The 20,867-nt window shown below is 72.2% G+C and carries 23 protein-coding genes; 11 read left to right on the forward strand and 12 right to left on the reverse strand.

Translation table 11 applies throughout. The features are described 5' to 3' along the window. The first annotated feature begins 24 nt into the window (after positions 1–24). Entirely contained in the window at positions 25–1,440 is a 1,416-nt protein-coding gene (locus tag ACWCSU_RS43610) for an amino acid permease (RefSeq protein WP_449942411.1), read from the forward strand. Positions 1,441–1,449: 9 nt separating this feature from the next. On the opposite strand, the gene ACWCSU_RS43615 is transcribed toward ACWCSU_RS43610, so the two are convergent. Both ACWCSU_RS43615 and ACWCSU_RS43620 read right to left on the reverse strand, forming a co-directional pair. After that, a complete protein-coding gene (locus tag ACWCSU_RS43615; RefSeq protein WP_449942412.1) occupies positions 1,450–3,558 on the reverse strand; it encodes a hypothetical protein in 2,109 nt (702 codons plus the stop codon). Beyond that, positions 3,555–3,929 carry a hypothetical protein gene (locus ACWCSU_RS43620; RefSeq protein ID WP_449942413.1) on the reverse strand — a complete coding sequence of 125 codons (375 nt, stop codon included), beginning with the start codon at positions 3,927–3,929 and terminating at the stop codon, positions 3,555–3,557. The genes ACWCSU_RS43615 and ACWCSU_RS43620 overlap by 4 nt, the downstream gene beginning before the upstream one ends. 354 nt (positions 3,930–4,283) lie before the next feature. Here ACWCSU_RS43620 and ACWCSU_RS43625 point away from each other — a divergent pair, with 354 nt between their 5' ends. The 4 genes from ACWCSU_RS43625 (at position 4,284) to ACWCSU_RS43640 (ending at position 9,324) form a co-directional block, all read left to right on the forward strand. After that, a complete protein-coding gene (locus ACWCSU_RS43625) occupies positions 4,284–7,301 on the forward strand; it encodes a M4 family metallopeptidase (protein WP_449942414.1) in 3,018 nt (1,005 codons plus the stop codon). 158 nt (positions 7,302–7,459) lie between these two features. Next, on the forward strand, positions 7,460–7,663 hold the full coding sequence (locus ACWCSU_RS43630) for a hypothetical protein (protein WP_449942415.1): 204 nt from the start codon (positions 7,460–7,462) through the stop codon (positions 7,661–7,663). A 12-nt stretch (positions 7,664–7,675) separates the two neighbouring features. Further along, complete coding sequence (locus ACWCSU_RS43635) at positions 7,676–8,794, forward strand: hypothetical protein (protein ID WP_449942416.1); 1,119 nt, start codon at positions 7,676–7,678, stop codon at positions 8,792–8,794. Between the two features lie 44 nt (positions 8,795–8,838). Further along, positions 8,839–9,324 carry a DUF4232 domain-containing protein gene (locus tag ACWCSU_RS43640; RefSeq protein WP_357705517.1) on the forward strand — a complete coding sequence of 162 codons (486 nt, stop codon included), beginning with the start codon at positions 8,839–8,841 and terminating at the stop codon, positions 9,322–9,324. A gap of 186 nt (positions 9,325–9,510) precedes the next feature. Here ACWCSU_RS43640 and ACWCSU_RS43645 read toward each other — a convergent pair whose 3' ends face one another. Further along, the gene (locus ACWCSU_RS43645) at positions 9,511–10,083 is read right to left on the reverse strand and encodes a dienelactone hydrolase family protein (protein ID WP_357705518.1); all 573 of its coding nucleotides are present in this window, start codon (positions 10,081–10,083) and stop codon (positions 9,511–9,513) included. A 260-nt stretch (positions 10,084–10,343) separates the two neighbouring features. Here ACWCSU_RS43645 and ACWCSU_RS43650 point away from each other — a divergent pair, with 260 nt between their 5' ends. After that, positions 10,344–10,727 carry an STAS domain-containing protein gene (locus tag ACWCSU_RS43650; RefSeq protein WP_357705519.1) on the forward strand — a complete coding sequence of 128 codons (384 nt, stop codon included), beginning with the start codon at positions 10,344–10,346 and terminating at the stop codon, positions 10,725–10,727. Next, positions 10,727–11,119, forward strand: a complete 393-nt coding sequence (locus ACWCSU_RS43655; protein WP_357705520.1) for an STAS domain-containing protein — start codon at positions 10,727–10,729, stop codon at positions 11,117–11,119. The genes ACWCSU_RS43650 and ACWCSU_RS43655 overlap by 1 nt, the downstream gene beginning before the upstream one ends. Before the next feature lie 39 nt (positions 11,120–11,158). On the opposite strand, the gene ACWCSU_RS43660 is transcribed toward ACWCSU_RS43655, so the two are convergent. The 3 genes from ACWCSU_RS43660 to ACWCSU_RS43670 form a co-directional block, all read right to left on the reverse strand. Then, entirely contained in the window at positions 11,159–11,725 is a 567-nt protein-coding gene (locus ACWCSU_RS43660) for a YciI family protein (protein ID WP_364098188.1), read from the reverse strand. A 24-nt stretch (positions 11,726–11,749) separates the two neighbouring features. Beyond that, entirely contained in the window at positions 11,750–12,925 is a 1,176-nt protein-coding gene (locus ACWCSU_RS43665; RefSeq protein ID WP_449942417.1) for a macrolide family glycosyltransferase, read from the reverse strand. Between the two features lie 65 nt (positions 12,926–12,990). Further along, complete coding sequence (locus ACWCSU_RS43670; RefSeq protein WP_449942418.1) at positions 12,991–13,647, reverse strand: CatB-related O-acetyltransferase; 657 nt, start codon at positions 13,645–13,647, stop codon at positions 12,991–12,993. Positions 13,648–13,737: 90 nt separating this feature from the next. Between ACWCSU_RS43670 and ACWCSU_RS43675 the strand changes: the two genes are divergently transcribed. Beyond that, a complete protein-coding gene (locus ACWCSU_RS43675) occupies positions 13,738–14,373 on the forward strand; it encodes a TetR/AcrR family transcriptional regulator (protein WP_449942419.1) in 636 nt (211 codons plus the stop codon). A gap of 69 nt (positions 14,374–14,442) precedes the next feature. Here ACWCSU_RS43675 and ACWCSU_RS43680 read toward each other — a convergent pair whose 3' ends face one another. Together ACWCSU_RS43680 and ACWCSU_RS43685 are read right to left on the reverse strand one after the other, a co-directional pair. Next, positions 14,443–14,607 carry a hypothetical protein gene (locus tag ACWCSU_RS43680; protein WP_357705525.1) on the reverse strand — a complete coding sequence of 55 codons (165 nt, stop codon included), beginning with the start codon at positions 14,605–14,607 and terminating at the stop codon, positions 14,443–14,445. 68 nt (positions 14,608–14,675) lie between these two features. Then, positions 14,676–15,131 carry an SgcJ/EcaC family oxidoreductase gene (locus tag ACWCSU_RS43685; protein ID WP_449942420.1) on the reverse strand — a complete coding sequence of 152 codons (456 nt, stop codon included), beginning with the start codon at positions 15,129–15,131 and terminating at the stop codon, positions 14,676–14,678. A 179-nt stretch (positions 15,132–15,310) separates the two neighbouring features. Here ACWCSU_RS43685 and ACWCSU_RS43690 point away from each other — a divergent pair, with 179 nt between their 5' ends. Further along, positions 15,311–15,736 carry a MerR family transcriptional regulator gene (locus ACWCSU_RS43690; protein WP_449942421.1) on the forward strand — a complete coding sequence of 142 codons (426 nt, stop codon included), beginning with the start codon at positions 15,311–15,313 and terminating at the stop codon, positions 15,734–15,736. A gap of 85 nt (positions 15,737–15,821) precedes the next feature. On the opposite strand, the gene ACWCSU_RS43695 is transcribed toward ACWCSU_RS43690, so the two are convergent. Then, positions 15,822–17,291, reverse strand: coding sequence for an MFS transporter (locus ACWCSU_RS43695; protein WP_449942422.1), 1,470 nt, complete (start codon positions 17,289–17,291; stop codon positions 15,822–15,824). A 136-nt stretch (positions 17,292–17,427) separates the two neighbouring features. Between ACWCSU_RS43695 and ACWCSU_RS43700 the strand changes: the two genes are divergently transcribed. Together ACWCSU_RS43700 and fxlM are read left to right on the forward strand one after the other, a co-directional pair. Next, positions 17,428–17,772 (forward strand): ArsR/SmtB family transcription factor, encoded by a 345-nt coding sequence (locus ACWCSU_RS43700; protein WP_357705529.1) that lies wholly within the window; start codon positions 17,428–17,430, stop codon positions 17,770–17,772. 146 nt (positions 17,773–17,918) lie between these two features. Beyond that, positions 17,919–19,142 (forward strand): methyltransferase, FxLD system, encoded by a 1,224-nt coding sequence (gene fxlM, locus ACWCSU_RS43705; RefSeq protein ID WP_449942423.1) that lies wholly within the window; start codon positions 17,919–17,921, stop codon positions 19,140–19,142. A 12-nt stretch (positions 19,143–19,154) separates the two neighbouring features. On the opposite strand, the gene ACWCSU_RS43710 is transcribed toward fxlM, so the two are convergent. The 3 genes from ACWCSU_RS43710 to ACWCSU_RS43720 are packed head-to-tail and all read right to left on the reverse strand — an operon-like array spanning position 19,155 to position 20,788. Next, the gene (locus ACWCSU_RS43710) at positions 19,155–19,826 is read right to left on the reverse strand and encodes an SGNH/GDSL hydrolase family protein (RefSeq protein WP_449942424.1); all 672 of its coding nucleotides are present in this window, start codon (positions 19,824–19,826) and stop codon (positions 19,155–19,157) included. A gap of 5 nt (positions 19,827–19,831) precedes the next feature. Then, a complete protein-coding gene (locus tag ACWCSU_RS43715) occupies positions 19,832–20,221 on the reverse strand; it encodes a hypothetical protein (RefSeq protein ID WP_449942425.1) in 390 nt (129 codons plus the stop codon). Between the two features lie 21 nt (positions 20,222–20,242). Next, entirely contained in the window at positions 20,243–20,788 is a 546-nt protein-coding gene (locus tag ACWCSU_RS43720; protein WP_357705533.1) for a YceI family protein, read from the reverse strand. Positions 20,789–20,867: the final 79 nt, after the last annotated feature.

Consider the following 20,867-nt stretch of genomic DNA (forward strand, 5'->3'; position numbering starts at 1 on the left):
ATCCTGTCAGGGCAGGACCCCGCCATGACGTCTGCGCGAGGCTTCGGCGGCGGGTCCGGGATTTTCCGCCGCAAACCGGTAGAACAGATCGCCACCGAGCACGAAGGTGAGCTCAACCGCGTGCTCGGGCTCTGGCAGCTCACCGCGATCGGGGTGGGCGGCATCATCGGCGCCGGCATCTTCGCGCTCGCCGGCGCCGTCGCCAACCAGACCGCCGGGCCCGCCGTCGTGATCTCCTTCCTGATCGCGGGCATCGCCAGCGCCGCCGCCGCGTTCTCCTACGCGGAGTTCACCGGCATGATCCCGAAGGCCGGATCGGCGTACACGTACGGCTACGCGGTGCTCGGCGAGATCGTCGGCTGGTTCATCGGCTGGGACCTGCTGCTGGAGTACACCGCCATCGTCGCGGTCGTGGCGATCGGCATCTCGGGCTACTTCGGTTTCCTCCTCGGCCAGCTCGGCATCGACCTGCCCGCCTGGATGCTCGGCGCGCCGGGCACCGGCCCGGGGCACGTCGTCGACCTGTTCGCCGGGATTCTGTGCCTGTTCATCGCGTTCCTGCTCAACCTCGGGATGCGGTCGGCCGCCCGGTTCGAGACGTTCGTCGTCATGATCAAGGTCGCGGTGGTGCTGCTGGTGATCGTGGTGGGCTTCTTCTACATCCGCACCGAGAACTACACGCCGTTCTTCCCCTTCGGGTTCGGCGGGGCGGTGACCGGCGCGGCCACCGTGTTCTTCGCCGTCTTCGGCTACGACGCGATGAGCACGGCCGCCGAGGAGTCGAAGGACGCCCAGCGGCACATGCCCAAGGCCATCCTGTACTCCCTGGCCATCTCGATGGTCCTGTACGTGCTGGCCTGCCTCGTCCTCACCGGCATGCAGAACTACCAGGACATCGACCCCGAGAGCGGCTTCTCCTCGGCGTTCGCGTCCGTCGGGCTGTCGGGACTGGCCAGCGTGATCGCGGTCGGCGCCATCGTCGGCATCCTGACCGTCATGTTCACGTTCATGCTCGGCGTGACCCGCGTGTGGTTCGCGATGAGCCGCGACGGGCTGCTGCCGTCCTGGTTCGCCAAGCTCCACCCCGTACGGCACGTGCCGGTCAGGGTGACCTGGATCGTCGGCGTCGCCTCGGCGATCATCGCCGGGTTCCTGCCGATCAGGGAGGCGGCGGAGCTGACCAACATCGGCATCCTGCTGGCCTTCGTGGTGGTCTGCGCGGCGGTGATCGTGCTGCGCTACCGGCGTCCCGACCTGCCGCGCGGGTTCCGCATGCCGGGCATGCCGGTGGTGCCGGCGATCGGGGTGCTCTTCTCCATCTGGCTGATCACGTTCCTGGAGCCGCTGACCTGGCTCAGGTTCGTCGTGTGGTTCCTGATCGGGCTGGTGATCTACTTCGCCTACGGGCGCCGCCACTCCGCGCTGAACCGCCGCGACTGACTTGCCGCCTCAGTTCGTGTCCTGGTAGACCGTGGGCCCGATGGCCTTGTACGCCGCCTTCGAGGCGTCCTTGAGCCAGGGCCGGGTGCTGGTGGCGTTGGCGCGGTTGGTGTAGACGGCCATGGTGTGCAGCAGGTAGCGGTGGGTGTACCCGACCCATCCCCAGGTCTGGGCCCTGCTCCAGCTCGTCGAGTGGCACAGCCCGGAGCCGGGGCCCTTCCTCGGGCACACGATCCCCCAGGCGTCGGCGTAGGCGTCGTCGAGGCGCGCGTACGCGGTGTCGGCCCGGCCGTCGTTCTTCAGCGGCACGACCCACACCGAGACCATGATGCGCTTGTTCGCCGGCGCGCCCGGGTTCACGTACGAGCCTTTGACCATCTTGGAGCAGCGCGCCTTGCGCAGCACCGAGCGGACGTTGGCCGCGTGGTAGGCGTCCGGGCACTTGTCCACGCCGCTCGACCGGAGGGTGTAGCGCACGCCCTTGGCCGTGGTGAAGGAGCGGGGCAGCAGGGCGCTCGGCGTCAGCGGGGTCGGGTCGGTGTCCTGGCGGTCGAGGTCGCCGGGGTCGAACGGCTCCTCGGTGGGCAGGTCGAGCGTGGGTGTGTCGGTGGGGGTCTCCGTCGGCTGCTCGCTGGGGCCCGGGGTGGCGGAGGACGGCGACGGCCAGGGCGTCGGGACGGTGGCGACGGGCGGGCCGGAGGACGCCGCGGTCAGCAGGCTCTCCCCGCTTCCCCGGTCAAGACCCTTCACCGCCGACACCACGACCACCGCCCCCACCACGGCAAGCACCACACCGATCACCCCGACCCCGGCCCCGAGCCCGACCTTCATCCCGGTGCTGAGCCCGCCGCCGGACGGAGGCGGGGGCATCGGCCCCGGCCGCATCGGGCCCGGCTGCATCTGGCCAGGCGGCACCGGACCACGCGGCACCGGACCACGCGGCGGCCCGAGGGCGGCCGACGGCCCGAAAGCAGACGATGGCCCGAGCGCGGGCGGCGGCCCCTGGGCGGGCGGCGGCCCAAGCGCGGACGGCGATTCGGGGGCAGACGGCGATCCGAACGCGGGCGATGGCCCGAGCGCAGGGGACGGTCCTGACGCGGGCGGTGATCCGAGGGCGGACGGTGGTTGGAGGGTGGGCGGTGATCCCGGAGCGGGTGGCGGGTTGGTGGTGGGTGGCGGGTTGGTGGTGGGTGGCGGGTTGGTGGTGGGTGGCGGGTTGGGGGTGGGGGTGGGGGTGGATGCGGCTTGGCGCAGTTCCTTCGCCCACTGCTCCGGGCGGGGACGCTGGTCCGCGGGGCCGCCGAGCGCCGCCGTCGCGAGGTCGGCGAGCCCGGGGCCGACGGCGGCCAGCCGGCCGGGGTCCGTGGAGGTCCGGTCGCGGGCCAAGAGCCGGACGGCCAGCAGCGCGAACTTGTAGGCGTCCGCCTGCGGGGTGCCTTTGGGCTCGTCGGCGGGGAGCTGCCAGCCGGGCGTCTCGACCTGCGGTAACGCCTCCGTCCCGGCCAGCCGCATCGCGTCGCAGCCGATGAGGAAGCACTCCGGGGAGCCCTCCGTGGCGAACAGCAGGCTCGTGGGCGACAGGTCCCCCACGACGATGTCCATCGCGTGCAGGCGGGCCAGCGTGTCGGCCAGGTCGGCCAGCAACAGCAGACGGTCGCGCTCGCCGACCCGCGGGCCGACGTGCGGGCCGGTGCCGACGGCGTAGGCGTTGTCGTCGAGCAGGAGGTTCATCGTGGCGGGGCGGTGTTCGGTGCCTGACGGCGTCTGCGCGGCGAAGGAGAACCGGTGGGGCACCGACCGCATGAGGAAGCCGCAGACCACCCCGCCGGACTCGACGACCTCGGCGGGCCAGGCGGTCCTGTCGCACAGCCAGGCGGCGTCCCATCCGGAAAGCCGGCCGATCAGCCCGGCCATCTCGGCGAGCACGCCGGCGTCGAGGCCGGGCAGGACGGCGGGGTCGTACTCCTTGTAGACGACGTCCCACTGGCCGTTGATCCGGCGGCCGGGCACCTCGTGGACCGTCCCCCGGCCACCCTGCCCGAGACGCCGGCCGAGAACGAGGTCCGCCCGGTCCACCCGGTCCGCGCCGCCCATGGCGCCTCCCGTCGCGTCGCTCATCGGGCCGCGTCCCTCGGCCACGGGGCGAGCAGCGTCCGGTCGTCGTCGAAACGTCGGAGGGCAGCGGTGAGATCGGGCGCCGCAAGGTCCTCGTCGGGCTGGGAGTGGACGGCCCACACCGCCGCGCGGCACGCCTCCGAGGCCCCGACCGTCGAGGCGGACGCCCCGGGCAGCCCGGCGTCGGGGCACGCGTCTCCCTGCGGGCGCGGCGGCTCCGACCCGAACGGCCTGAACGGCCCGAACGAGTCGAACGAGCCGAACGGCCCGAACGAGCCGAATGGCCCGAACGGCTCGAACTCCGGGCCGGGCATGTCGACCGCGACCCGCTCCCAGGTGCGGATCCCGCCTGCCTGCTCCGGTGCGTGCTGCACGTGCCCTCCTGCGTCCGTACGCGGTGTCAGACCTCGTCGATCGCCGGCCGGAACCGGTCGGGCCGGTTCACCACGGGCCGCGGGTCGCCGTGGGCCACGGACGGCGGCCTGTGGCGGTTCCGTCGTCGCTGAGCCGTGCGTCCCCCGCCCTTTTTCGGAGGATATCAGCGTCCATTTGATGAAGATCAAGGACTTGCGGACCCGGAGCTCCCGGTGCGCCCGGCATACCGTGGCGTTATGGAAATTTGTGAGCTGTTCGCCTGACGACCTTGGGTGGCAACTTTAATCAAGCCCCAGCCAAAGGGCTCCTTCGATCCCCACACCCCCGGGGACATGTGAGAGGAGTCACCCAGAGTGAACAGCACGTTCAAGTCGGGCGCCATCGCCGTGTTGGCGGCGGCGGCCCTGGCCGTCCCGATGACGGGCGCCGCCGGCGCCACGTCGAAAGCACACTTATCCAGCACGGCATCCATCGCGGCGACCACCGTCGCCCGGACCGAACCGCCGGCGTTCGCGCCCGCGGACCCCAAGTCGCGCGACCGCGCGAAAGTGAACGCCGACGCGGCACTCGCCGCCGACGCCGGACGCCTGCACAAGGGCTCCGGCGACGCCTTCACTCTCTCGGCCAACGTCGCCGGAACCTACGGCCTGCAATATCTGACCTACGAACGCACGTACAAGGGCCTGCCCGTCTTCGGCGGCGAGGTCGTCGTCGGCACCGACCGGGCCGGACAGGTGATCCAGCAGGTGGTCACCGGCCAGACCGCGAAGATCGACGTCGGGGTCAAGCCGTCGGTGACGGGCAAGCAGGCGTCGGCCACCGCCCGAGCCCTCCTGCCGGACGTGGACGAGGTGTCCGCGGCCAAGCTGGTCGTCCACGCGACCACCGCCACGCCCAGGCTGGCCTGGCAGGTCCAGGTCACCGGACGGACGGCCACCGGCAGGCCCAGCATCCTCGACGTGTTCGTGGACGCGCGGTCCGGCTCGCTGATCGACAAGTTCGACAAGGTGCGGGAGGGCACCGGCCGCGGCTTCTACGACGGCACGGTGACGATCGACACCAGCGGGTCCGCCGGCTCGTACCGGATGGTGGACACCACCAGGCCCGGCCTCCAGTGCGGCGGCCAGGGCGGGACGGCCTACACCAAGAGCACCGATTCCTGGGGCAACGGGTCGGGCACCGACCTGGAGACGGCCTGCGTGGACGCGCTGTACGCCGCCCAGATGGAATGGAACATGCTGCGGGACTGGCTGGGCCGCAACGGCCACAGCGGGAACGGCCGGTCCTTCCCCATCCGCGTCGGCCTCAACGACGTCAACGCGTTCTGGAACGGCTCGTACACCACCTTCGGCCACAACCAGGCCGGCAACCAGCAGGCCACCCCGATGGACGTCGTCGGCCACGAGTTCGGCCACTCCGTCTTCACCAACACCCCCGGCGGCGACAGCGGCAACAACGAGGTCGGCGGCCTGAACGAGTCCACCGGCGACATCTTCGGCGCGCTGACCGAGGCGTACGCCAACAACCCGAACGACCCGCCGGACTACCAGGTGGGCGAAGAGGTCAACCTCGTCGGGAACGGCCCGATCCGGTACATGTACAACCCGTCCCAGGTGGGCGACCCCAACTGCTACAGCACCGCGATCCCCACCACCGAGGTGCACGCGGCGGCCGGTCCGCAGAACCACTGGTTCTACCTGCTGGCCGAGGGCAACAACCCCGGCGGCGGCAAGCCGAGCAGCCCGATCTGCCAGGGCGGACCGTCCTCGGTGACCGGCATCGGCATCCAGAAGGCCGGCAAGATCTTCATGGGCACGCTGCAGGCCAAGACCCAGCCGTGGACCCACGCCAAGGCGCGGGTGGCCTCGCTCAACGCCGCCAAGTCGCTGTTCCCGAACAGCTGCGTGGAGTTCAACGCGGTCAAGGCCGCCTGGGACGCCGTGAGCGTCCGGGCCACCAGCGACCCGAGCTGCGTGGCCAACCCGGACACCTTCTCGTTGCAGGTCAGCCCCGGCTCCGGCGCGGCCGACCCGGGCGGCTCGGCCTCCACCACCCTGACCACGGTGACGACCGGCGGCAACCCCCAGCAGATCCAGCTCAGGACGGGGACGCTCCCGGCCGGCGTGACCGCGACCTTCAACCCGGCCACCATCCAGTCGGGACAGTCGTCCACGCTGACCCTCAACGTGGCGGCGAACGCGGCTCCCGGGGCGTACACCGTGCAGGTGATCGCTCAGGGCACGGCCCAGACGCAGACGCAGAACTACTCGCTCACCGTCAACCGGCCCATCCCCGACCAGTTCTCGCTGGCGCTCAGCCCGGCGTCGGGGTCCGTGGACGCGGGCGGCAGCACCGCCTCGACCCTGACCACCACGACGACGAGCGGCAACGCCCAGCAGATCCAGCTCAGGACGGGGACGCTCCCGACCGGCGTGACCGCGACCTTCAACCCGGCCACCATCCAGTCGGGACAGTCGTCGGCGCTGACGATCGCGACGGCGTCCACCGTGCCGGCCGGGACGTACACCCTCCAGGTGATCGCCCAGGGCACGGCCCAGACGCAGACCGCGAACTACACCCTGACGGTCTCCCGTCCCGGTGACCCGGACGCGTTCTCCGTCCGGCTCGACCCGGAGGCGGGCACCGCGACGGCCGGGAGCACCGCGGCCACCACGGTGAACACGGCGACGACCGGCGGCCAGCCGCAGCAGGTCACGCTGTCGGCCACCAAGCTGCCGAACGGCGTCACCGTGGCCTTCGACCCGGCCACGATCCAGTCGGGCCAGTCGTCCAGGCTGACCTTCACCGTCGCCTCGACGGCGAAGAACGGCACCTACCCGATCACGGTGACGGCCGCCGGCACCGCCCAGACGCAGACGGCGAGCTACGCGCTCACGGTCACCGGCGGCACGCCTGCGGGCGACTTCACCGTCGCCGCCGACCCGTCGTCGGCCACCGTCACGGCGGGCGGGACGGCGACCACCACGCTGAGCACGCAGGTCACCACCGGCCGGCCGATCCCGCTGACGCTGGCGGCCGACGGCGTGCCGCCGGGCGCGACCGTGACGTTCAGCCCGGCGTCCATCAACTCGGGCGACTCGTCCACGGTGACGGTGACCACGTCGGCCGGCACGCCGGCGCAGACGTACACGATCACCCTCAACGCGAACGGCGCCGCCAGCCACGGCACGTCGTTCTCGCTGACGGTGAACGGTGGCGGCGGCGGTGACACCTGGCAGGAATGGCACGCCTACAACGCCGGCGACGAGGTCACCTACCAGGGTGTCCGCTACCGCTGCGTGATCGCCCACACCTCGCAGCCGGACTGGACGCCCGACGTCGTACCGGCTCTCTGGCAGCGGATCGGATGACGATCCGCCCGGCGCCCGGCAACCCGGGGGGTGACTGAGGGCCGGAACGGAGGGGGTCCACCCGGACCCCCTCCGCTCTGGTTTCCCACTGTTTGATCACGTACGTGGTCCTTCAGTAGGGTGGGCGCCTCGGTCGCCTGTCCTGGGTGGGAGTGCCCGTGCGCCGCTACCGTTTCGGCCTCGTCGCGATGCCCGTCGCGGTGGCCTACGTGGTCCTTGTCCTCGGCCTCGGCGTCTTCGCGCTGGTCACCCATGAGGTTTCCCCGCTCTGGTTCGCCGTCGTCCGCGGGTGGGCCATGGACCCGCCCGACTCCTGGTGGCTCGTGCTGGTGCTGGTGCTGGTCGGCGCGGTGCAGGGCTAGGTCTACTGGCAGGTGCTGCGCGGGCCCCGGCGCGGTGCGCGACCGGCCGCCGACCGCCGGATCGCCCTGCTGCGCGCCGTCCTTTACGTCGACGTCGCCCTCTCCCTGCCGCCCTTCTCGCTTCTGTACTCCTTGCCGGAGCCGTACGCCGGCTGGGTGTCGGTCGCCGTGCTGCTCGTCCAGGGGGTGATGGTCTGGCTGTTCTCCGTCGCGGTGGGGGGCGCCCTTCCGGTCTGGGCGCGGCTCCTCATGCTCGTCCTCGGCGCGGCGGGCGTGCTCTCCGGCCTCGGTTTCGCCGTCTGCAGGGTCCTCCAGTTCGACCCGGGCATGAGCTTCTTCGACCTGGTCCTGCTGTACGGCCTGCCGGCGATGGCGTGGCTGGCGCTGCTGCTGACGGCCCAGGCACGGGATGGCCGCTGGAGCCGGACGACCGTGACGATGGGCGTTCTGTCGCTGGTCATCTCGTTCGTCCAGCCGACGTCGTACGCGTTCTTCTCCTACGACATGCCGCTGGAGGTGCTGGTCTTCTGGCTGCTCCGTGCGCTCGGCGTCGTCGCCCTGGGGTGGGAGGCGCGCTCGGCGCACGAGCTGGCCGGGCCGCCCGCGGTGCCGTTCGGGCCCCGGCGGCCGCCCGCGCGCATCCCGGCCAGGCCGTGGTGGCTGGTGACGCCGGCGGTCGTGCTGCCGCTGGTCCCCGCGGCCGTCAACCTCGCGAGCGGGATGCCGTTCTGGATCGGCCCCCGAGGTGTGGCCGAGCGGGTGGTCTTCGGCGGGGCCGTCAGCCCGGCGGCGTCGCTTGTGTGGGTGGGGTTCGACCTTGTCGTGGGGGTGGGCGGGGCCGCGCTGCTCGTGCTGGTGACCGTCCTGCGCGGCACCGTCCGCCTGCTGCGGGTGACGGTGGCGGCGTTGATGCTGACGGCCGCCGTGGGCGTGGCCGGAGCCCTCACCGCCGAGCGTTCCTCGATGCGCGATCCGTCCGGTGACCTGCCGCTGTATCCCGACGGCCTGTTCGTCACCGGCCCGGGGGAAGGGCTCGTCTTCGGGCTCTCGCCGCTGTGGTTCAGCGCGGCCCTTCTCGCCTCCGCCCTCGTCCTGGTGCTGCTGTACGCCTCCCGCGAACGGGCCGGATGACAGCCGGTCATAACTTTCGCCGCGTTCCCTGCGTCAAACACACCATGAGACGCTTCACCACCGCCACGCTCGTGGCCGGGCTGCTGCTGGCGGGCGGGGCCGCCCCCGCGATGGCCGGCCAGTCCTCGCCCGTCCGCCGCTGCTCGGCCGCCCAGCTCCAGGTGCGCCTGGGCACGATCGACGCCGGCGCCGGCAACAGGAACGCGCCGCTGGTGTTCACCAACAGCTCACGCACCACCTGCACGCTGTACGGCCACCCCGGCCTGATCATGATCGACAAGCAGGGCGACGCCCTCCGCACCCGCGTCCGCCGCGCCGCCGGGACCAAGCACCAGGTGACGGTCAAGCCGGGCGGCAGCGCCCGTACGACGCTGCACTGGACGGTCGTCGAGACCGGCGACGAGACCCACTGCCCGAGCCCGGCCCGCCTGCTGGTCATCCCGCCGGACGAGCAGTCGTACGTCAACGTCCCGTTCGACGCCGGCCAGGTGTGCGACGGCGGACGGCTCGACGTCAAGCCACTGGCCTGACGTCCGGGGGGCCGGTCAGCGCAGCCAGTTGACGACGACCGTCAGCACGATCGACAGCAGCAGCGAGATCAGGATCATCGCCAGGCAGCCGATCCAGCCGCCCAGCGGTCGCACGTCCCAGTCCCCGAACCTCATCCCCGGCCCCTACCCCTGGCGGCCGGGGTCGTATCCCGGCCCGCGCGGGCGTCAGAGACCGGCGACGAAGTCGAGGGCGACGGCCCAGGCGCGTTCGGCCGCCGGGGCGTCGTGGTCGGGCAGGCCGGGGTCGGTGAACAGGTGGCCGACCCCCGGATAGCGGAAGACCTCCACGTCGGCTCCCGCCCGGCGCATCTGGAGATACCAGGCGTTGAGCCAGTCGACCGGCTCGTAGAAGTCGGGGTCGGCGACGTGGAGCTGCACCGGCAGGTCGTCGGCGGTGGCGCCCTCGGCCATGTCGGAGGTGCCGTGCATGAGCAGCAGCCCCCGGGCACGCTCGTCGCCCAGGGCGAGGTTCTGGGCGATGGCAGCGCCGAGGGAGAAGCCGGCGTACACCAGGCCGTCGCCGGACAGCGGGGCCGCCGCCGCGATGGCCCGCTTCAGCAACTCCTCGCTGCCGATCTCCTCCTTGATCGCGATGCCCTCCTCGGACGTGTCGACGACGCGCCCGTCGTACAGGTCGGGGACGTGCACCTCGTGCCCCGCCTCCCGGAGCCTGTCGGCCGCCTGGTGGACGGCGGGCCGCAGGCCGTACATCGAATGCAGGAGGAGAATCCGCGCCATACGCGCAGCTTAGCGACCCCGAGCGCCCGCGGGACGCGTGCCCCGGCGGGTCAGGCGTCCTGCCGGACGGTCTGCAGGGGCGTCCCGGATCCGCCGAGCGGTCACCTGAAGATCGTATGACGAAACCTCTTTCCTGCAACCAGCTTCGCCCCTAACCTTGGTGCTGGGGCGGCTCGATGCCGTCCCGACCGGCCAGGCCCACTTGGGGAACAACAGATGTCCGTCACCCAGACGTACCTTGCCGTCGCCACCGAGCCGCCATGTCCGTGCTCGACATGACCTGCCGGCCGGTCCCGGCCGGCGTGCTGCTCACGGTCTCCGGCGAGCTCGACGCCACCAACGCCGATCGGCTGGAGTCCGCCATCCGCGACGCCCGCCGACCCGGCCGATCCCTGGTCCTCGACCTGGGCGAGCTCACCTTCATGGACAGCAGCGGTCTGCACGTGCTGCTGCGGGCGCACGACGACGTCCGCGGCGCGGGCGGCTGCCTGCGCCTGGCCGCCGTACGGGACATCCCGGCCCGCATCCTGCAGATCACCGGGGTGTGGGACGTGCTGCACATCCATGCCTGCGTGGACGAGGCCGTCGCGGCGGCCCGGGGCGCCTCGCCCGATCGACTGCCGGATGATGTGGAGCGGTTGTGATGCACCTGGCCAGCAGCTACCTGCCGGGGATCACGGTGGTCACGGTGGCCGGCGAGGTCGACGCCACCGCCTCCGGCCATCTGGAGGCCTACCTCGACCAGGTACGCCGCAGCCTGGACGAGCACCTGATCTTCGACGTGAGCCGGCTGGCGTTCCTGGACAGCTCCGGCCTGTCCGTCCTGCTCGCCGCCGCCACGCTGGCCCGCGCGCACGGCGTGGACGTGCACCTGGCGGGCCTCCGGCCCACGGTGGCCCGGCTGCTGGAGATCACCGGCACCGTGGAGCTCGTGACGATCCACGACCACGTCACCCGGGCCGTCGCCGCGGTGGAGGCGCTCCGGGACGCCAGGGCCGGGGCGCTCGAAGCCGCCGGCCCCACCGAGGCCGTCTGACGTCCTGGTCGTCGTCCGAGGTCCCCTGTCCGGCGGGTGTCAGCGCCGGCCGCCGAACTCCCAGTCGTGCACCTCGATGTCGGCGTACCGGCCGGCGGTGAGGACGGCGCGGGCCGCGTCCGCGTCGGGCGCCCGGACCAGCAGGGCGGTGCCGACCCAGGTGGCGCCGTCGTCGGACAGCAGCGGCCCGTACGCGATCAGCTCGTCGCCGCCGGCCGGCGGGACGAGGTCGGCGGGCTGCCCGGAGCCGAGGCCCAGCACCAGATACCGGTTGCCGCCCTCCCGGCCGCCGGGGAACTCCCACATGGTGCGTCCCAGCACGTTGCGCCACCGGCGTACCAGCACGTCGCGGTAGACGCCGGCCTGGTAGTTGGGCTCGTCGAAGGCGAACGCCCGCACGGAGGCGAGGTCGGGCAGGTCGACGATGTGCACGCTGCCGGTGGCCGTGTCGGTGTCGCGGTCGAAGGTCGGGCCGCGGGCGATCAGCTCGGCCTCGTAGCGGTCCATGTAGGACCAGTGCGCCTCGACCAGTTCCGCGCGCAGGGCGCCCGAGTCAGGACGGTCACGGTGATAGCAGAAGAACTCCATGCGGAGAGTACCTACCACAGATCATCTCCCAGTCCGGGCGGCTCAGCCCAGCAGCTGCTCGACGAGGTCGGCGGCGCGGGCGGTGCCGCCCTCGGCCCGTGCCTCGGCCTGAAGGCGCGTCAGGCGGCGGGCCACCTCCGGGTCGCCGGTCAGCTCGCCCAGGGCGGCGCGCAGGGTCTCGGCCGTGGCGTCCGGGGTGTCGATGCGGCGGGCCACGCCCAGCTCCACGAGCCGGTCGGCGTTGGCGAACTGCTCGGCGCCCTGCGGCACGGCGATCATCGGCACCCCGGCCAGCAGCCCCTCGCAGCAGCCGCCCATGCCCGCGTGGGTGACGAACGCGTCGGCCTGGTCGAGGATCGCCCGCTGCGGCACCCACGGGTGCACCTCGACGTTGGACGGGATCTCGCCCAGCTCCGCCGCGTCGGTGTACTTGCCGATCTGCAGGACGACGTGCCACCCCGGCAGGTCGCCGAAGGCCGCCAGGCACTGGCGGTAGAACTCCGGCTGACGGGTGTAGGCCGACCCCAGGGAGACCAGCAGGACGTTCGCGGCGTCACCGGGACGGGTCCAGCCGCCCTGCTGCCCGCGCGGGTCGTGGCAGGGGCCGACGTAGGTCACGGTGCCGGTGTCGACCCGGTCGGCCTGCGGCTGCATCGCCCGCGGGATCAGGGCCAGCGTGTGCGGCGGGCGGCCGGAGAAGGTCTCCACGTCGGTGGTGGAGACGCCGCAGTCGGTGAGCCAGCGGGCGAACCTGGCCAGGTAGGCGTCGGCTCCCGGCAGTCGCCACAGCTGCGCCGCCACCTCCTCGGAGTATCCCTCCCAGGCCACGAACGTCGGCGACAGCTGCATGAGGGGACGGCCCTGCGTCTCGGCCAGGGCCCGCGCGGCGTAGGCGCCGATGTCGTACAGGTAGAGGTCGGCGGGGTCGGCGTCGTAGGCGGCGCGCAGTTGCGGGAGTGCCTGGACGGCGTCGTCCAGGAAGAGGCTCATCGCCGCGATGGGGTCGTCGGGCCACCTGTTGTCGGCGACCGGCAGCGTCGAGGAGCAGGGGACCAGCTCGGCGCCGGTGCCCGTGATCAGCTCGCCGACCGCCGGGTCGTTGGCGTACGTCACCCGGTGGCCGCGCGCCACCAGCTCGCGGACGATCTCCAGGCTGGGCAGGACGTGGCTGACGGCGGGGATGCCGACCATGGCGATGTGGGCGCGGCGGCGGGACATGGACGATCACTCATTTCGGGTTCTACGCGACGTTCGAGCGGTGGAACGGGCGGCGGGCCGGCGGTTCAGGCGCGGCGGGCGCCCGGGGCGGCGGCCTCCAGGTCGGCGACGCTGCCCGACATGATCGTGCGCACGTGCTCGGTGATGTGCTCGGCGGGCCAGTCCCACCAGGCCAGTGCGAGCAGGCGGGCGACGTCGTCGGCGGGGTAGCGGGTGCGGATGAGACGGGCCGGGTTGCCGCCGACGATCCCGTAGTCGGGCACGTCGGAGGTGACCACCGAGCCGGCGCCGATGATCGCGCCGTGGCCGATGCGCACGCCGGGCATCACCGTCGCGCCGTAGCCGAACCAGACGTCGTTGCCGACGACGGTGTCACCGCGGTTCGGCAGGCCGGTGAGCAGGTCGAAGTGGTCGGACCACGAGCCGCCCATGGTGGGGAAGGGGAAGGTCGAGGGGCCGTCCATGCGGTGGTTGGCGCCGTTCATGATGAACCGCACCCCGGTGCCCAGGGCGCAGAACCTGCCGATGACCAGTTTCTCCGGGCCGTAGTGGTAGAGCACGTTGCGGGTCTCGAACGCGGTCGGGTCGTCCGGGTCGTCGTAGTAGGAGTACTCCCCCACCTCGATCAGCGGGGACTTGACCAGTGGCCGCAGCAGCGCCACCCGCGGCTGGCCGGGCATCGGGTGGATGACGGTCGGGTCGGCGGGGACGTGGGCGTTCATGGATCTTTCCTTCCGCCACTGCTAATGCGACAACTTGTACATTAAGATGGTGTCATGTCGCCGTCCGCCTCGCAAACGGGAAAGGGAGCGATGACGTCCGAGAGCCCGTCGCCCGGTCCGCGCCGCCGTCCGGGTGGCCGTACCGGTCGCATCCGTACGCAGGTTCTCGACGCGGTCCGCGCCGAGCTCGGGGAGCACGGCTACGACGGGCTGACCCTCGACGCCGTCGCGGCCCGCGCGGGCGTGCACCGCGCGACGGTCTACCGGCGCTGGCGGGACGTCGGCGGCCTGCTCGCCGACGTGCTGGAGGCGACGGGCGACGACGACTGGCTGCCCGAGGACACCGGGTCCCTGCTGGGCGACCTGGCCGCGCTCAACCACGAGAACCAGGCGGCCCTGACCGCGCAGCCGTCGATCGCCGCGGCCCTGATCGCCGCCTCTTTCCGTTCCGAGGAGGCCGCCCGCGGGCTGCGGCGGCTCTGGGAGGACCGGTACACCCGGTGCGAGGTGATCGTGGGGCGGGCGGTCGAGCGGGGCGAGCTTCCGGCGGGCACCGACGCGCAGCGGCTGCTCGTCGCCGCGACCGCGCCGCTCTACCACCACCTGGTGCTCCTTCGCACGCCCCCGGACCCGGACCTTCCGGACCAGGCTGCGCGGACGGCCGTGCTGGCGGCGTCCGCGGGCGCCTTCACCCGTACCGAGCCCGCCTCTTCGCCGGACGCGTGAGGCCCGGTCTCCACAGGCGGACCGCGGCCGGGTCGAGGCCGTTCCGCCGGGGACGGCGTCCGGTCGCGGTCAGGAGGAGACGGCGACGGGGAGGTGGTGGGTGCGCGGGTCGTCGAGGTGGTCGACGATGAAGGCGGCCAGGTCGGCGCGGGAGGTACGGGCGCCCAGGCGTTCGGTCGCGCCGATCGAGACGCGGGGACGGCCCGTGGCGGCGACGACGGCGAGGGAGGTCATGCGCGGCCTTCCGTGGCGGGTGTCATGGGGCTGGGTCGGCCTGTGGCGGGATCTTCCGGGGCTGCGGTTCAGGCGTGGGCGGCCGGCTTGCTGGCGGGCTGGAACTTGAAGGAGATGGCCTCCATGAGGGCCTGGTGCTTGGTGTTCTGGAAGGCCGCGATCTTCCAGTCGCCGTCCGCCTGGCGGACCATCGTGTAGGTCTGGATCTTGTGCAGCTTCCCGGACCTGCCCTTGTAGGTGTCGCCGCGGGTGATCACCAGTGCGGTGTCGGGGCCCGCGAGGCGGATGCCGAGGGTCTCGCTGGCCAGCCTGGTGCCCTTGACGAAGCTGTCGAACAGCGCCTGGTGGGCGTCGCCGATCTCCTGGGCGCCGGTGTAGAGGGTGCCGACGTACGTGATGTAGGTGGCGTCGTCGGTGAACAGGGCCCCGTACGCGTCACCGTCGGCCCGCTGCCAGGCGTCGGCGAGGCGGTCGAGCACGGCGTTGATGGCGGCGGCGTCGGCGGCGGTGAGGGTGTTGTGCATGGTCGTTGCCTTCCTTCAGCAGCTTCTCTAAAGCATTTACTTCTTTGAAGATTTATCTGCGCCAAAGAAGAGATTAGAGATGACGCCGACCCCTGTCAACACCGGCCGCGTCCCGGCCCCCCGCGAAGGAGCGGCTGCTCGATCGCCGACGCGGGCCCGACACGTATGCTTGGCGTTCCATGAGTGAGCTGTTGACGATCGGCGAGCTGGCCGAGCGCACCGGGGTCGCCACTTCCGCTCTGCGCTACTGGGAGGAGCTCGGGCTGATCCCGGAGCCGGAGCGCGTCTCGGGGCAGCGGCGCTATCCGCCGTCGGCGGTCGAACTGGTCGCCGCGATCCTGCTGCTGCGCGAGGTCGGCCTCACGTTGCGCGAGGTCAAGACGTTCCTCGCGGTCCGGTCCGAGCCGGGCGACGCGGGGCGGGAGCTGTATCGGCGCAAGCTCGACGAGCTGGACGAGCGCATCGCCCGAGCCCAGGTGGCGCGCACCGCCATCGCGCACGGCATGGCGTGCCCGCACGAGAACGTCTTCGAGTGCTCGTCCTTCACCGGCGTGGTCCAGGCGCGGCTGGCGGGGGCGTCCCTGGAAGAGGCTCACCGGCACTGACCGGCCGGGCGTCACGTCGGCGGCGGGTTCCTGTTCCGCGAGCACCCGGGGTGCGGGCCAGGTGCTCGCGGGCGACGACGTGCGGTCAGCCGGTCGCGAGCGACTCGTCCGGCTGCACGGGCGCCGGGGGTCGGGGAGTGCGGCGGGGCAGGGTGAGGGTGATCAGCAGCCCGGCGATCATCGCCGCCGCCGTGAGCAGGACGACCAGGAACTCGCCGTCCGCCGTGGCGGCGCGCAGGGCCTGACCGGTCCTGCCCTCGGTGCCGAGGTCGGCGATGACGGTGAAGACGGCCAGGCCGATGGCGTTGCCGATGTTGAGCGCGGTGGAGGCGATGCCGTTGGCGACGCCCTGTTCGTGGGCGGGGGTCCCGGTGGCGGCGGCGATCCACATGGCGGTCCAGACGATGCCCTGGCCGAGCCCGGAGACGACCAGGCCGGGGATCAGCAGGCCGTACCCGGCGTCGGCGTCGAAGCCGAGGGCCAGGACGGCGGTCCCCACGACACCGACGGCGAAGCCGATCAGCAGCGTGGGACGGGTGCCGATCCGGGTCGCCAGACGTTCGCCACTCTGCGTGCCGGCGGCGATGGCCAGCGAGGGGATGAGGAAGGCCAGCCCGGTCTGCAGGGCGCTGTAACCGTGGACGCTCTGCAGCAGCACGGTGAGGAAGTACGGCAGGACGCCGAACGTGGCCATGTAGACGAAGGTGACCAGCATGCCGACGGTCAGGCTCCGGTTGCGGAAGAGCCGGAACGGCATGAGCGGATCCGCGCTGCGGGCCTCGACCAGCGCGAAGATCACCAGCAGGACGGCGGCCAGCGCGAAGGCGCCCACGACCGGCGGGCTGCCCCAGCCCAGTTCGGGCCCCTCGACCAGGGCGAAGACCAGCAGCGTGGACCCGCCGGTGACGGTGAGCGCCCCCGGCAGGTCGAACCTGCGCCGTTCCCGCCTGGCCGGGTCGCGCGGGATGACGGCCAGGGCGGCCAGCGCGACCAGCCCGGCCAGGGGGACGTTCACGAAGAAGACGGCGGGCCAGCCGAAGTTCTGGGTGAGGACGCCGCCGAGCAGCGCGCCGATCGTCAGCCCGCTGGCGCCCGCGCCACCCCAGACGGCCAGCGCCCGGTTGCGCTGCGGCCCCTCCGCGAACAGGCTGTTGAGCAGGGCCAGCGTCGAGGGCAGCAGCAACGCCCCGCCGATGCCCTGGACCGCGCGGGCGACGATGATGACGACGGGACCGCCGGCCAGCCCGCCGGCCAGCGAGGACAACGCGTAGAGGGCCAGGGCGAGCACGAAGACGCGGCGGCGGCCGAGCAGGTCGGCGGCCCGGCCGCCCAGCAGCAGGAAGCCGCCGGCGAAGACGACGTACGCGCTGACCACCAGCTGCTGGGTCTGGCCGGGGAAGCCCAGCTCGGCGCCGATCTGCGGAAGCGCGACGAAGACGATGTTGAGGTCGAGCGCGTAGATGAGCTGGGCCAGGGCGAGCAACGCCAGGGTCCAGCCGAGTCGCGGCTTGACGCCGTCCGCGACGGCCGCGGGCAGCGTGGATGGTGTGGACATGGAACGCCCTTCGGAGGGAGCCGGGGAGCGGGCACGCGGAAGCCCGCCACACGAAACGATCGTACGAGGATTTACGTACAGTCGTACTATGCCAGACCGGAGAAGGATTGTTCGACAGTCGCGGTACAGTTGAACCATGGCTTTCCGTCATCCCGACCGTGACCAGATCCGGGTCGAAGACGTGCTGTCGGCGCTGGGGAACGGCGTGCGTCTGTCGGTCGTCCGCATCCTCGACGCCGGGGGCGAGCACAACTGCACCAGCGTCCTGAACACGCTGGGGATCACCGCGAAGTCGACCATGACGCACCACTGGCGGGTGCTGCGCGACAGCGGCGTCATCCGGCAGCAGCCCTCGGGGCGGGAGAACCTGCTCGTCCTGCGGCGCGAGGACCTGGACGCCCGCTACCCCGGCCTGCTCGACGCCATCCTCTCCGGCGCCCGCACCGACGCCGCCACCCAACACCCCGACTCCGCCGCCTGACCACCCGCCCCCGGCGCCTCGCATTGCCTTCAGCGCCGCGGATCGGTCACGTTTGCTTCGGTGCAGGGCAATATGGTCGCCGAGGTGTCCCGCGCCATGCCTCGATTCTCCGTTCCACCCCGCAGGGCCCGGCTACCCTCGCTGTGGTGACCACCTTGTCGTCCGACTCCCCCGACCGTCTCCGGGCCGAGCTGGTCGCCGAGCTCAGGCGGGGCGGCCGGGTCCGCTCCCCCGAGGTCGAAGCGGCGTTCGCCAAGGTGCCGCGGGAGCGCTTCGCGCCTGAGGTGTCGCCGAGCGCGGCCTACTCGGCCCACGACGTCGTCGTCACCAAGCGCGGGCCCGACGGCAGGGCCACGAGTTCGATCAGCGCGCCTTGGCTGCAGGCCGAGATGCTCGAAGCGGCACGGATCCGTCCCGGCGCGAAGGTCCTGGAGGTCGGTTCCGGCGGCTGCAACGCCGCCCTCATCGCCGAGATCGCCGGGCCGGACGGGCTGGTCGTCACCGTGGACATCGACCCCTTCGTCACCGGGCGCGCGGGCCGTTTCCTCGCCGAGACCGGCTACGGGCGGGTGAAGGTCGTCCTGGGCGACGCCGAGCACGCGGCCGAGCAACACGCGCCGAGCGGCGGCTTCGACGCCGTCATCGTCACCGTCGGCGTCTGGGACGTTCCCTGGGGACACCTTCTCGCGCCGGGCGGCCGGATGGTCGTGCCGCTGCGCTTCTCCACCGTCAGCCGGTCCTTCACCTTCGTCCGCGAGGGCGACCACTTCCTGGGGCTGAACCCGACGGTCTGCGGCTTCGTCCCCTGCCAGGGGGCCGGAATGCTGCCCGACCAGGAACCGGTCCTGGCGGGCGGAGCCGTCAGGCTGACCCTGGAGAGCGGCCCCGCGCTCGACAGGGCCGCCCTCGACCGGGCGCTGGGCGGCGACCGGACCGAGCTGTGGACCGGCGTCACCGCCGGCCATGGTGAGCCGTTCGACTCGATGCACCTGTCGATCGCGGCGGTCGACGAGCGGTTCGGCATGTTCTGGCAGGATCCCGAGCGCGATTGCGGGCTCGTCCGGCCGGCCATGCGCTGGTACTGTCCCGCGCTCATCACCCGCGACAGCTTCGCCTATCTCACCATCCGCGAGTCGTGCGTCCGCGAGGACGACCGGCGGCGCTGGGAGTTCGGGGCCTGTGGCCACGGCCGCGAGGGCGCCGGGCTCGCCCGGGAGCTGGCCGATCATGTGCGGACCTGGGATCACCGCCTGCGGGACCGTCCGGACCCGGTCTTCACCCTTCACCCCGCGGGCGCCGTCGTGCCGCCTCCCGCCGCCGGTCGGGTCTTCCGCAAGCGTCACACCCAGCTCGTCATGGCCTGGCCCTGATCGTGTGGGGCGTCACAGGGCGTCGAGGTCGACGGCTCGGGCGAGGGCGTCGTAGCCGCGATCGTCGAGATGGACGCCGTCGCCCGAGTCGTACTCCGGGCGCAGGGAGTCGGGGTCGTCGGGGCGGCGGACGGCCGCTTCGAAGTCCACCACGTGGTCGTACGCGCCGCTGGTGCGGATCCATTCGTTGACCTGGTCGCGTACGGCCTCCGCCGCCGGGCTGTAGGCGAGCGGCGAGCCCTTGACGGGGGTGAGGGTGGCGCCGACGGCACGGATGCCCCGGGCGTGGGCGGCCCGGATCGGCTCCTTGTGGCCGTCGATGATCCCGCGGGCGGTCGCCTGGTGGGGCTTGTTCCATTCGGCCAGGTCGTTGATGCCGTCCATGATGATGACGGTGCGGACGCCGGGTCGCTCCAGCACGTCGCGGCGGAAGCGGGTCAGGCCGCTGGTGCCGTACTCGGGCGAGTCGGTCAGCAGGCGGTTGCCGCCGATGCCGGCGTTGATCACGGTCAGGGGGCGGCCGGACGCGATCAGGCGCTCGCCGAGCCGGTCGGGGTAGCGGTTGTCGGCTCCGGCGGTCGAGCCGACGCCGTCGGTGAGGGAGTCGCCGAAGGTGACCACGGCCCCGGTGAGGGACGGCCCGGTGGAGGATGGCCGCCCGGCGCGGGGGCCGGTGACGTCCACGCCGGTCAGGAGTGCCAGAGCGTGCGGGGGCGGAGTGTCGCGGCTCCCCGATCGGCCCGGGCGACGGCGGCTCCGTCGATCGCCAGTGGAGCGGCGCCGTGGACGTTGGAGAGCCGGACGCGCACGGCGGTGCCGCCGCCGCCGAGGCGGACGATCTGGCGCAGGGTCTCGGGACCCCGGCGGGCGAAGCCGTCCTCGGACCAGTTGGGGCCGTACCAGGAGGTGCTGGGGGTGGCTGGCTGGACGGCGGCGCCCCACGCCGCCACCCATCGGCGCGATGCCGCGCCGGCTGGGGTGATGCCCAAGGCCAGGGCGAGCACGACGGTGAGGGCGGGAACGGCGAGCCTGCGCACGACGGGCCTCCCCGAGATTCCAGAAAGGAGGGGATTGCTCATGACGGGGGTCCTGGGGTGTGGTCAGGCGGAGCGGACGGCGGACAGGTCGAACTCCAGCGTGATGCGATCGGAGATCATCACCCCGCCGGTCTCCAGCGCGGCGTTGTACGTCATGCCGAAGTCCTTGCGGTTGACCGCCACGCTGCCCTCGAAGCCGACCCGGGTCAGCCCCTGGGCGTCGACGGCGGTGCCGGTGTAGTCGAGGGGGACGGTGATCCGCCGGGTCACCCCGCGGATCGTCAGGTCGCCGGTGACCTCGAAGCTGTCGCCGCCCGCGTGCACGACGAAGGCGGACTCGAAGGTGATGTGCGGGTGGGCGGCGGCGTCGAGGAAGTCGCCGGTGCGCAGATGGTTGTCGCGCATCTGGTTGCCGGTCTGGATGCCGGCCACGTCGAGCACCACGCGGACGGCGGAGGCGGTGGGGTCGGCCGCGTCCAGGCGGGCGGTGGCCTCCTGGACGGGGATGCTGCCGCGCACCTTGGTCACCATGGCGTGGCGGGCGACGAACCCGAACCGGCTGTGGTCCGGGTCGATGGTGTAGTGGCCGCTCAGCTCGCTGGGGTACATGGTCGCGCTCCAATTAGTTCAGCACCGGAAGATTCGGCACGACAGTACATACCTTTATTTCAGCACGCAACTTTCCAGT

The organism is Nonomuraea sp. NPDC001699 (assembly GCF_053596455.1).

Coding starts and splice junctions, on each gene's coding strand:
- ACWCSU_RS43685 (WP_449942420.1), bottom strand. CDS start 15,131: ATGCACAACACCCTCACCGCCGCCGACGCCGCCGCCATCAACGCCGTG.
- ACWCSU_RS43680 (WP_357705525.1), bottom strand. CDS start 14,607: ATGACCTCCCTCGCCGTCGTCGCCGCCACGGGCCGTCCCCGCGTCTCG.
- ACWCSU_RS43720 (WP_357705533.1), bottom strand. CDS start 20,788: ATGTACCCCAGCGAGCTGAGCGGCCACTACACCATCGACCCGGACCAC.
- ACWCSU_RS43650 (WP_357705519.1), top strand. CDS start 10,344: ATGTCCGTGCTCGACATGACCTGCCGGCCGGTCCCGGCCGGCGTGCTG.
- ACWCSU_RS43690 (WP_449942421.1), top strand. CDS start 15,311: ATGAGTGAGCTGTTGACGATCGGCGAGCTGGCCGAGCGCACCGGGGTC.
- ACWCSU_RS43675 (WP_449942419.1), top strand. CDS start 13,738: ATGACGTCCGAGAGCCCGTCGCCCGGTCCGCGCCGCCGTCCGGGTGGC.
- ACWCSU_RS43615 (WP_449942412.1), bottom strand. CDS start 3,558: ATGAGCGACGCGACGGGAGGCGCCATGGGCGGCGCGGACCGGGTGGAC.
- ACWCSU_RS43715 (WP_449942425.1), bottom strand. CDS start 20,221: ATGAGCAATCCCCTCCTTTCTGGAATCTCGGGGAGGCCCGTCGTGCGC.
- ACWCSU_RS43665 (WP_449942417.1), bottom strand. CDS start 12,925: ATGTCCCGCCGCCGCGCCCACATCGCCATGGTCGGCATCCCCGCCGTC.
- ACWCSU_RS43645 (WP_357705518.1), bottom strand. CDS start 10,083: ATGGCGCGGATTCTCCTCCTGCATTCGATGTACGGCCTGCGGCCCGCC.
- ACWCSU_RS43695 (WP_449942422.1), bottom strand. CDS start 17,291: ATGTCCACACCATCCACGCTGCCCGCGGCCGTCGCGGACGGCGTCAAG.
- ACWCSU_RS43670 (WP_449942418.1), bottom strand. CDS start 13,647: ATGAACGCCCACGTCCCCGCCGACCCGACCGTCATCCACCCGATGCCC.
- ACWCSU_RS43610 (WP_449942411.1), top strand. CDS start 25: ATGACGTCTGCGCGAGGCTTCGGCGGCGGGTCCGGGATTTTCCGCCGC.
- ACWCSU_RS43655 (WP_357705520.1), top strand. CDS start 10,727: ATGCACCTGGCCAGCAGCTACCTGCCGGGGATCACGGTGGTCACGGTG.
- ACWCSU_RS43640 (WP_357705517.1), top strand. CDS start 8,839: ATGAGACGCTTCACCACCGCCACGCTCGTGGCCGGGCTGCTGCTGGCG.
- ACWCSU_RS43700 (WP_357705529.1), top strand. CDS start 17,428: ATGGCTTTCCGTCATCCCGACCGTGACCAGATCCGGGTCGAAGACGTG.